9 protein-coding genes are annotated in these 10,639 nt (G+C 68.8%); 1 reads left to right on the forward strand and 8 read right to left on the reverse strand.

All coding sequences use genetic code 11. The annotated features are described in order from the left end of the window. Positions 1–10: 10 nt before the first annotated feature. The 5 genes from glmS to ACTU3I_RS13080 form a co-directional block, all read right to left on the reverse strand. Complete coding sequence (gene glmS, locus ACTU3I_RS13060; protein WP_442926125.1) at positions 11–1,861, reverse strand: glutamine--fructose-6-phosphate transaminase (isomerizing); 1,851 nt, start codon at positions 1,859–1,861, stop codon at positions 11–13. Positions 1,862–1,906: 45 nt separating this feature from the next. Next, positions 1,907–2,401 carry a MarR family winged helix-turn-helix transcriptional regulator gene (locus ACTU3I_RS13065; protein WP_442926126.1) on the reverse strand — a complete coding sequence of 165 codons (495 nt, stop codon included), beginning with the start codon at positions 2,399–2,401 and terminating at the stop codon, positions 1,907–1,909. Beyond that, entirely contained in the window at positions 2,398–3,075 is a 678-nt protein-coding gene (locus ACTU3I_RS13070; protein ID WP_442926127.1) for a GTP cyclohydrolase II, read from the reverse strand. The genes ACTU3I_RS13065 and ACTU3I_RS13070 overlap by 4 nt, the downstream gene beginning before the upstream one ends. 771 nt (positions 3,076–3,846) lie before the next feature. Then, the gene (locus ACTU3I_RS13075; protein WP_442926128.1) at positions 3,847–5,547 is read right to left on the reverse strand and encodes a DUF4012 domain-containing protein; all 1,701 of its coding nucleotides are present in this window, start codon (positions 5,545–5,547) and stop codon (positions 3,847–3,849) included. Between the two features lie 62 nt (positions 5,548–5,609). Beyond that, positions 5,610–6,047, reverse strand: coding sequence for a hypothetical protein (locus tag ACTU3I_RS13080; protein WP_442926129.1), 438 nt, complete (start codon positions 6,045–6,047; stop codon positions 5,610–5,612). A gap of 562 nt (positions 6,048–6,609) precedes the next feature. On the opposite strand from ACTU3I_RS13080, the gene ACTU3I_RS13085 reads away from it, so the two are divergent. Further along, positions 6,610–8,184: a sugar transferase gene (locus tag ACTU3I_RS13085; protein ID WP_442926130.1), complete on the forward strand. Its 1,575-nt coding sequence runs from the start codon at positions 6,610–6,612 to the stop codon at positions 8,182–8,184. Between the two features lie 476 nt (positions 8,185–8,660). Here ACTU3I_RS13085 and ACTU3I_RS13090 read toward each other — a convergent pair whose 3' ends face one another. The 3 genes from ACTU3I_RS13090 to ACTU3I_RS13100 are packed head-to-tail and all read right to left on the reverse strand — an operon-like array spanning position 8,661 to position 10,601. Continuing rightward, positions 8,661–9,095 (reverse strand): VanZ family protein, encoded by a 435-nt coding sequence (locus ACTU3I_RS13090; protein ID WP_442926131.1) that lies wholly within the window; start codon positions 9,093–9,095, stop codon positions 8,661–8,663. Beyond that, positions 9,088–9,558 carry an acyltransferase gene (locus tag ACTU3I_RS13095; protein WP_442926132.1) on the reverse strand — a complete coding sequence of 157 codons (471 nt, stop codon included), beginning with the start codon at positions 9,556–9,558 and terminating at the stop codon, positions 9,088–9,090. The genes ACTU3I_RS13090 and ACTU3I_RS13095 overlap by 8 nt, the downstream gene beginning before the upstream one ends. Further along, positions 9,555–10,601 carry a hypothetical protein gene (locus ACTU3I_RS13100; protein ID WP_442926133.1) on the reverse strand — a complete coding sequence of 349 codons (1,047 nt, stop codon included), beginning with the start codon at positions 10,599–10,601 and terminating at the stop codon, positions 9,555–9,557. The genes ACTU3I_RS13095 and ACTU3I_RS13100 overlap by 4 nt, the downstream gene beginning before the upstream one ends. Between the last annotated feature and the right edge of the window lie 38 nt (positions 10,602–10,639).

Genomic DNA, 10,639 nt, shown 5'->3' on the forward strand with positions numbered 1-10,639 from the left:
CTTCCAGCGACTACTCGACGGTGACCGACTTGGCAAGGTTCCGCGGCTGGTCGACGTCGAGTCCCTTCGCCGTGGCGAGGCCCATCGCGAAGATGTGCAGCGGCACGACCGCCAGCAGCGGCTCGAAGAACGGACCGGCGAGCGGGATGCGCAGCACCTCGTCGGCCTTGGGCAGGACCGCGGCGTCGCCCTCCTCCGCGATCGCGATGACGCGGGCGCCGCGGGCGCGGATCTCCTCGATGCTCGAGATCACCTTGCGGTGCATATCGCCGCTCCCCCGCGGGGACGGCACCACGACGAACACCGGCTGTCCCGGCTCGATCAGCGCGATGGGGCCGTGCTTGAGCTCGCCGGCGGCGAAGCCCTCGGCGTGGATGTAGGCGAGCTCCTTGAGCTTCAGCGCCCCCTCGAGTGCGATCGGGTACCCGACGTGACGACCGAGGAACAGCACCGAGCGGGTGTCGCCCATCCAGTGCGCGAACTGCTCGACACGCTCCTGCTCGGTCTCGAGGATCCGCGCGATCTTTTCCGGCACGGCCTCGAGCTCGGCGACGTTCTCGGCGATGACGTCGGCGGGGAGCGAGCCGCGCAGCCGCGCGACGTGGAGCGCGAACACGTAGAGCGCGGTGATCTGCGCGACGAACGCCTTCGTGGACGCCACGGCTACCTCGGGTCCGGCGTGCGTGTAGACGATCGCATCCGATTCGCGCGGGATGGTGGCACCCTGCGTGTTGCAGATCGACAGCGTCTTCGCGCCCTGCTCGCGCGCGTACTTCACCGCCATGAGCGTGTCCATCGTCTCGCCCGACTGGCTGATCGACACCACGAGCGTCGACGGAGAGAGCACCGGATCGCGGTAGCGGAACTCGTGCGCGAGCTCGACGTCGACGGGGAGCCGCGTCCAGTTCTCCAGGGCGTACTTGCCGACCATCCCGGCGTAGGCAGCGGTGCCGCACGCGATGATGATGATGCGATCGATGCCGGTGAGGAGCTCGTCGAGGCCGTCGAGCTCCGGGATCACGATCTGCCCGTCGTGCACGCGACCGCGGAGGGTGTTGGCGACCGCCTCGGGCTCCTCGGAGACCTCCTTGGCCATGAAGGACGACCAGCCGCCCTTCTCCGCCGCGGCGGCGTCCCACGTCACCTCGAACGGCTCGACCTCGACGGTCTCTCCGAAGAAGTCGGTCACCTCGACGCCCATGGGCGTGATCACGACGATCTGGTCCTGGCCGATCGCCAGAGCGTTGCGGGTGTGCTCGACGAAGGCGGCGACATCCGAACCCAGGAAGTTCTCCCCGTCGCCCAGGCCGATGACCAATGGCGAGTTTCGCCGGGCGCCGACGACCGTTCCGGGGTGGTCCTCGTGCATGGCCAGGAGGGTGAAGGCGCCTTCCAACCGCGAGACGACGGCACGGAAAGCCTCGACGAGGTCGCCGGTGCGGCGGAATTCACGCCCGAGGAGCACGGCCGCGACCTCGGTGTCGGTCTCGCTGCGGAAGGTGAACCCTTCGGCGACGAGCTCGGACTTCAGGTCGGAGAAGTTCTCGATGATGCCGTTGTGGATCACGGCGAGCTTGTCGTCGTCGGCGAGGTGGGGGTGGGCGTTGCCATCGGTCGGCCCGCCGTGGGTGGCCCAGCGGGTGTGGCCGATCCCGGTGGTGCCGTCGAAGAGCGGCGTCTCCGACAGGTCGTCGCGGAGCACGGCCAGCTTGCCGGCGCGCTTGCGCATCCCGAGGTTGCCGTCCCCGTCGATCACGGCGATCCCCGCGGAGTCGTACCCGCGGTACTCCAACCGTGCCAGGCCCGCCAGGAGGATGTCCTGACTCTGACGAGGACCGACGTAACCGATGATTCCGCACATAGCTCAACATCCTATGGGCGCTTGGCTGAGCGCCGGCTCCGCGGCTCAGCGCACGCCGAGGGCCGCCTCGACACCGCTCAGCAGTCGAGAGGCGATCGCGGTCAATCGGGCCTTCTCGTCCGCGCTCAGCTTGTCGAGGACGAGCTCTCGCACCTGAGCGACGTGCGACGGAGCCGCCTGCCGGAGCGCGGCACGTCCCGTCTCGGTGAGCACCGGGCGTTGCGCGCGCCGGTCGGTCGCGCAGGTCGTGCGCTCCACCCAGCCGCGGGACGCGAGCGAATCGACGGCGTGGCTGAGCCGCGACGGGCTGAGTCCGGCGATTCGCGCGAGCTCGGTCATCGTGGGGGCGTCCTGCCCGGCCAGGGCGAGGCGGACGAGGATGGCGTAGTGCGCATGGTTGATGCCCGTCTCGTCGCGGAGCGTGCGGTCGAGGGCCTGCGGGAGCAGCTGCACCAGGCGGATGAAGGGGAGCCAGGTCGCGAGCTCGTCCTCCTCCATCCGGTGCGCCGGGCGCGGAGGCGACTGCTCGGTGTGGATCATGCCGCCGGGAGTTCGAGCGTGTGCGCGGTGTGGTCGCGCTTGGCGGTCAGGTAGCGCGCGTTCGCGGCGGACAGGTGAACACCCGTTCGCACCTTCTCCGCGACCGTCACCCCGAGCGCCTGGAGCTGCACGGCCTTGTCGGGGTTGTTGCTCAGCAGGCGGATGCGGTCGACCCCGACGGCTCGCAGCATCTGCGCGGCGGCGGTGTAGTCGCGCTCGTCCTCCCCGTGTCCGAGGGCGAGGTTGGCCTCGTACGTGTCCAGACCGGCATCCTGCAGCGCGTAGGCATCCAGCTTCGCGTACAGACCGATGCCGCGTCCCTCCTGGCGCAGGTACAGCAAGAACCCGCCCGATTCGCTGATGCGTTCGACGGCTTCGTGCAGTTGCGGGCCGCAGTCGCAGCGCTCCGACCCGAAGACGTCACCGGTGAGGCATTCGCTGTGTGGCCGCACGAGCGGGGCCTGACCACCGGCGCGCGAGCGCGCGAGAGCGCCGCGCCAGTCACCGAGCCCCAGCAGCAGGTGTTCCTTGCCGTCGACGAGTCCGTCGAACGTGTGCACGTCGGCGACCGTCCCGAACCCTTCGGCGAACCGCAGCGGTACCCGGACGGCGGTGCGGACGGATGCCTCGGCCGGCGGGGCGGACACGAGCTCGGGAGCGAACGAAGGTGACATGCCGATCCAAACGTGAAGTCTCAACAACTTCTCGGACCAACCCTGCCTCGGCGGCACCTATTCCCGAACGGGCGCGGGCCCTCTCGAGTCTTCCATTAGGGACTGGGTGACACGAGAGGGCCCACTACTCCGACACGAACCCGCAGACCGCTTGGGGAACGGCCTGGTCACGGCTGCTGGGGACAGCGGGGGCCCGTGCCGGAGGCGATGCCATAGTACCTCAGAGGTCGTTGCCATATCTTTACTATTCGGACACCGGCGTGTCCCCCTTATGGGGGACATTTTCAGCTTCCGCGCCCCTTGCGGGGCGTACTCTGAGATCTCGGTGGGATCGATCGCCGGGGGACTCGGACCGGGGGGAACGAGTGGCGATCCGCTGCCGACGCGAAATGGGCTGGGGGGTACCGATCGCGATCTCGACCCTGCGCGCTCGATCTCCCGATCGACGCGCGCAGGGTCGATACTCTTTCGGCACGCCCGCGACACCTCTTATATACGTCGCGTTTTCCAGACGTCCAGAAGAGGCGTCATCACTCCCGGCGCGCCGCCTTGTCCCCCATTTGGTGGACAAGGAATATCGCGGTATGTTGTGATCACAGGATGAGGCGCGCTGGGGGGAATCTATTTCTCGCGCCTCGTCTGTTGCGGTGACCGATTCTGGGGAAATGGCCCGCTGACAGACCGTGCGCGGAGAAGAGTGCTCTCGTGGGCTCTTCTACGCGCACGGTCGTGTCATATCCGGGCGTCCGCCGACCTCGTCGCTGCGCGGGCTCAGTCCCGACAGGCCGACCCCTGCAACGACGTGACGGCGACGGGAGTCAGCGTCGGCGTGTGCAGGAGCGTCTCGGACCCGGTGTCGGCGCCGGCCAGGACGAAGCGCATCTCCACCGACCCGGTCTGACCCGGAGCGACGACCACCCGCACCGCAGCGGTGGGGCGCCCCTCGTCCTCGGCGTTTGCGGAGGGGAGCGGTCCGGTGTCGTTGCTCGCTCCGGCGAAGGCGGACCCGCGCGGGCCGACGATCGCCACGTGTGTGGCGATGTCCCCCGGTGCCGTTCCCCACAGCCCTCCCCCGGTCATGCTGATCGGCCACCCGGCGGGGTCCTCGCCCTGCGGTGCGCCATTGGTCAGCGCGACACGGACGACCAGCTCGGATGCGCCGCCCTCGACGCAGGTCGTGGTACCGCTGGCGACCGACACGTCCAGGACGCTGTCCATCTTGCCGCCGGTGCCGTCGTTGAGATAGACGCCGTATGCCTCGTCGCCCGCGGCATCCAGGCGCACGCGCGGTCCTCCCACGGCCGAGGTGTGGAGCACCTCCTGCTCGGCGGGAACCGCGCTCCACACCGAGATCCTGCCTTCGGCGATCACCGGGGCCAACGCACGCGCCCACGTCACCGGATCGATACCGGCGATCAACGCCGTGAAGAGCGTCGAGGTGACCTCGCGCTGATACGTGGTCTGATCGTCCGAGGTCAGGTTCAGATAGGGGTCGATCAGCAGCCGCTGGAGGACGTCGTCGGCCACCAGTTGCGTGCCGTCCGGAAGGTCGACCGGGCCGTGGGCAGCCAGGAGCGCGCGCAGGACGACCGGATCGATCGCCACCACGGCGTCTGGTGCGACACCGAATGCCGACTCCCACCACGCGGAGGCAAGGCGCGCGGACAGCTCGAAATCGTCCGACATCGTCGAGTTCTGAACGAACCTCCCGGGGGCGTCGCCGTACAGCGCCGTCAGCGAGTCCGGAATCGGCACGATCGGCGCATCACGCTCGGGGAACGACGACGAGTCGGCTTGCCGCACCATCGAGATGCGTCCGCCCTCGGCGTGGAGCTGGACGTACGATCCCGTGATGCCGCCGCCGGTGCGCAACTCGGCGTTGTTCTGCAGCATGACCAGGATCTCCCGTGGGCCGTTCTGACCCAACAGCCCCGGCGCGACCGCGCTCGCATCGCTCAGGTCTTTCACCACCGGAGCGGCGGTGGACAGTGCCGATCGCAGTTGCTGCACACCTTCGCGCAGGGGCGGAAGGAGCGGCGCCACGTCGATCCCGTCCATCGCCGCCAGCGCCGAGCCGACGGCGTCATCCGCCCGCTCGAGCGGCTCGCGGGCCGCTTGGATCGCCAGCGGATCCGGGCTGTCGCCGATCGACGTGGCGAGCGCGATGAGCGGTTGCAGCGCGGACGTTCCCACCACGGCGAGCTGCGCGGACACGGTCCGCGCTGCTGCCAGGTTCGCCCCCACTCCGGGAACGATCTCGGCGGCGCGCCACAGCGGCGTGCTCGACAGCTCGGCGGCGTGATCCGCCGACGCCACGAACCGGGTCAGCGCCTCCTGCGCTCCCGCGACGTCCTCGCCGGACACCGCGGACGACAACTGCTCCGCGAGCGGCGCCAACGCCGTCAGTTCGTCCTTCACCTGCCACGCCTGCGAGCCCAGCCACACCGCAGCGGCGGAGACCGCCGCAAGCACGATCGCCCCTCCCCAGAGGCCACGGCGTCGCCACCGTCGCCCTGCAACGGATGCCACGGCCGTCAGACGCGACGGCGACGGCGGAGCACGCTCAGCAGCACGCCCGCCACGAGCACCACTGCGCCGCCGGCAGCGATAGCCGGAACCCAGGGGCTCTGCCCCGTCACCGCCAAGGCAGCGGCCGCCGGGTCTGCGGGGTCGCACGCCTCACCGGAGATCGGCACGGCCAACGGTGACGCGATCGACGGCTCCAGGCGCAGGGTCGCCACCGGAGCGGGGTCCTGCTGCGCGTCGCGCGGCCAGCGAACCTGGCCGGTGAGCTCGCCGGCACGAAGCGTGCCGAGCGGTACCGACACGGTGCGCGTGCCGGTGCCCAGCAGCAGCACGGCATCGGCGGCGATGTCGCCGCCGTCCGGAGCGGTCGCCACGACGCGATAGTTGATCCACGAGTCGCCCTGCAGGCACTCGGTATAGATCGCCGACCCCGTCAGCGTGGCCATCGCCGGATCGTCCGGCGTGTAGTTGTCAGAAACTGCGGTACCGACCATCGACGGCGCACTCAGTAGTGCCGTGATGGCGACCGCGCTTGCGAGCATTCGCATGCGGATTCGCCCCCCCAAAGAGCCAGCAGGCTCTCAACTCCCCAGCGGAGTGCCTGCGCGACGAACTGTACAGGGTTCCGCGGACATTACCAACCCCGCCCTCCGAACGGCCTCCGGAGGGGGCCTCGGCAGAGGCGCGACACGCCGGTGGCGATTCGCGCTTCCGTTCCGAGCCCACCTATGGATATGATCGACCCCGCACCAGGCATCGCGAGATGCTGAGGGTGCGTTGCCGAGGGGTCGGTGACGCACGAGCTTCCTGATCTGGGGTCGGGAGAAGGCAACCTCTGGTGCAATCAGCGGGATTGGGCCCGCTTACTGGGGAAAATTGGGGATTGACGTCCATGGGGAGACGTTGTTTGGCGTTCCCGCGCACCGATCGAGGTGCGCGGCTGCGCACACTCGTCGGTGCGCGGGTACGCGTAATCGCTGCTGACCACCGTTCGACCGGGGCACGATCGTGACCTCGCTCGCGACGACCGCCGTCGGCTGGCCCGTCGACACCGCGCCTGCGACGCTCGCGCCGGTCACGGCCTCACTTCCGCCGGCCCACACTCTGACCACCGCTCCGGCGGCGGCGCTCGCCGCCAAGCCGCGCGCCACGGCGTCGCTCGACAAGCGTTTGAGCTGGGAGCGCGAGCACAGCATCCGTCTGACGCTCGCGGACTCGACCATCGTTGTCGCGACCACTTTCGGCGTCGCGCTCCTGCAGCTCCTGTCGCGGTTCACGCTCGACGTCGCCGCCACCGATGTCTGGGGCTTCGCGCGCATCCCGCTGGCGACCGCCCTCGTGTGGCTTGTCGCCCTCGCCGGGCTCCGCACCCGCGATCGCCGCGCCACCGCACGGGCGAGCACCGAGTATCTGCGCGTGATCCACGCCTCCGCCGTCGCATTCGGCGTCGTGGCCATCGCCTTCGTGCTCTTCGAGTGGCATGGGCTTCGCGCACAGCTGTTGATCGCCCTGCCGCTGGGTCTGGCGGCCCTTCTGCTCATGCGCTGGATGCTCCGGCGGTGGGTGCAGGCGCAACGACGAGAGGGGCGCTTCCTCGCACGTGCGGTCGTCGTCGGGCGCGAGTTCGACGTGACAGCCGTCATCGCCCGCCTCCAAGAAGACGACCAGCTCGGCTACGACGTCGTAGGGACGACGTCCGACGCCACGTCGGCCGAGCTGGTCGTCGGAGGGCACGCGATCGCCAACCTCGGAGTCGTGGAGCGGACCGCGCAGGTCGCCCGCGATCTCGGAGCGGACACGGTGATCCTCGCGAGCAACAATGACGATCCCGACTTCGTGCGCCGCCTCGCGTGGCAGCTCGAGGGTACGGCCGCAGACCTCATCCTGTCGCACCGTTTGAGCGATGTGGCCAAGGATCGAGTGTGGCTCGGGCACACGCAGGGGCTGTCGCTTCTTCACGTGCGCATCCCGACGTTCACGGGCCCGCGTCACTTCTACAAGCGCCTGCTCGACGTCGTCGTCGCCACCGTCGCGCTCCTGCCGATCGCGCTGATCGCGCCCGTCCTCGCGCTCCTGATCAAGCTGGACTCTCCCGGCACGGTCTTCTTCCGTCAGCGTCGGGTCGGCGAGGACGGACGCGAGTTCGAGATGATCAAGTTCCGCACCATGCGCGCGACCGCCGAGCAGGAGCTCGTCGGCTTGACCGACAGCAACAACGGCGCGGGCCCTCTGTTCAAGCTGCACAATGATCCGCGGGTGACGCGGGTCGGAGCCATCCTCCGGAAGTACTCACTGGACGAGCTCCCGCAGTTCTGGAACGTGCTGCGCGGCGATATGAGCGTGGTCGGGCCTCGCCCGCCCCTGCCTCGCGAGGTCGTGAGCTATGACGCGCCCGCTTACCGGCGCCTCTACCTCCGTCCCGGCATCACCGGCCCCTGGCAGGTGAGCGGACGAAGCGATCTGTCCTGGGAGCAGAGCATCCGACTGGACCTGGACTATGTGGAGAACTGGTCTGTGGGCCGGGATCTCTCCATCATGCTGCGGACAGCCATGGTCATGATCCGCCCGAACGGTGCGTACTGATGCACGGTTCCTTACAGACTCGGGAGCCGTTGCCTCGGCGCGCTCCCGTTCAGACGGTGCCCTCGGCGCCAACGAGGTTGCAGTCCACGTTCGAGCCGAAGCGAGCGGTGCGGGTTACCCGTCGAGGGTCTCACGACCCTCTCCCCCGTATCGCTCGTGCCCCTCTCCCCCACAGAGCGTGACCTGCTAACCCGATGACATGTCCGTCCGTCTGCCTGCGTGCGACGGGCGGACATGTCTGGTTAGCCAGGATGATGCTAGCGGAGAACCACGGCGGCGCTTGACACGCGGCGACATCGGCGCGGCGGACGCGGGGACACATCGCGTGAGCGCGCGAACCGGGAGCAAGCGGGATGCGGCCGTCGGCCGGCGATCCGCCACCCTCGACGCGACCCGCGCCCACGATGTGCAGGCCCAGAGTCCCGGAATTCCGCGTGCTTCGGAGACCGCGGTCGGCGACGATCCGCGTGCGGATGTTACTTGCGGCCGCGCGCGAGCAGGAAGCGGGCGAGGAGGTAGCCGAGGAGCGCTCCGGCGACGTTGGCGAGGATGTCGCGCAGGCTCGGCACACGCGCCGGGAGGAGCATCTGCGCAGCTTCGATCAGCACCGAGAGCGTGCACGCGATCAGGAGGCCCAGGGCCGGCCGGCGCCGCATCGACAGCACGAGCAGGAACGACAGCACGACGAACATGACGATGTTCGCCGCGACTTCGACCCAGCCGTCGCGGACGAACCAGGCGCCCGCTTCGCGCAGCTGCCCGGCGACGGCGCGAACGACCGCCATCGGGCCTATGGGCAACAGGACGGATGCTCCGAGCAGCAGCAGGTAGGCGGCAAGAGCCACCCGCGCCCGCGTGACGCGTCGACGGACGGCGACCTCGGTCGCGGCATCCGCGGAACGGTCAGTCACCCGCGCCACCGCCGGTGCGAAGGACCCGGTTGGCACCGACGACGACGCTCCCGGCCGCAACATCCTTCGACACGGTAGCCCCCGCACCGATCACGGCGTCGTCGCCGATGACCACGCCGGGAAGGATCGTCGCGTTCGAGCCGATCGAGACACGGTTCCCGATCGTCGGCGGCTCGCAGACCCAGTCTGCGGCCCCCGACCGGGGATACCGCGAGTTCGCGGTCATGACGCCATGCCCGATGAAGACGTCGTCGCCGATCCGCATCCCTTCGCAGATCAGCGAGTGCGACTGGATGCGGACGTTGTCCCCGCAGACCACGTCGTTCTGCACCTCGGTGTACGGCCCGACGAAGCACCGGTCCCCGAAGGCCGCGCGGTAGACGTTCACCACGTCGGCTACGACGCAGTCCTCGCCGAACGTGCTGTCGCGCACTCCCGTCGCCAGAACGCGTGGCTCGCTCATCGCAGCTCCCGCAGGATCGCATCGGACGCCTCGAACACGGCGTCGATCTTGCCACACAGCACGGAGAGCAGCCGGTGGTGACGACGGACCTCCGTCACCCGGGAGTCCCCCATGTCGGTGCTCAGCTTGGTCTTGGCCGTCACCCACAACTCCTGCGGATCGTGGGTGAGGGTGAGATGTCGCTCCACGTCGCGGGCGATCGCCTGACCGACCTCCGCGCGCTCGGCGAGCTCGAAGCGCCGCGGATAGTCGCGCTCGAGGTCGTCGCGATCCGAGTATCGCCGCATCGGGGTGTGGGCGACCGAGGACAGCGTGTGCATCCCGCCGTAGGCGGGGTACACCGACACGAACGGTCCGTCCATGATCGTGATGGCCTGATCCGGAGCGAGGGAGGTCTTGGCCAGCACGAGCGCGGCGATCTCCCACTTCACGCCGAAGTGCTTCTCCTCGGGGAATCCGAGGTTCAGGTCGGTGTAGCTCGCGTTCACGATGTAGTCGAACGGTCCGAACAGATCGCTCCCGGAGCGCACATACCCGTTCTCGGCATCGACGTCGTCGACACGGGTGCTGACGTGGACCGTGCCGCTGAAGCGGTTTCCGAGCCGTTCGCGCAGAGCGGCGACGTCGATCGACTTCTCGGGTACCCGCAGCAACGCGCCGATCGCCTCGGGCTCGCGGAAGAGGTCGCCGGTGACGGGAACCGTCTCGTACGGCAGATGGAAGGAGTCCATGACGGCCATGTACTCATCGACCGTCACCAACCCGTCGTTGTGAACCGCATAGAGGTTGTCGGTGACGTCGTGGAGGAACTCGCCGTAGTCGGACACGAACCGGTCGAACCCCATGATGGACTGATAGATCGTGTACCCCGACCGCGGGTAGTGGAACCCCATGTGGAGGCGGCACTGGTTGGTTGTTCCCGCTCCCATCAGGGTCCGATCTTCGCGTTCGAAGATCTCGACGTCGGCCCCCGGAAAGAGGCGATGGACTTGCTGGGCGATGTGATATCCGAAGAATCCACCGCCGATGATGCCGATACGCACAGTTGTCTCCCCCAAGAGCCGGCGAACTGAAAAAAGAG

The sequence above is a fragment of the Microbacterium sp. RD1 genome, assembly GCF_052220165.1.
GTDB lineage: Bacteria > Actinomycetota > Actinomycetes > Actinomycetales > Microbacteriaceae > Microbacterium.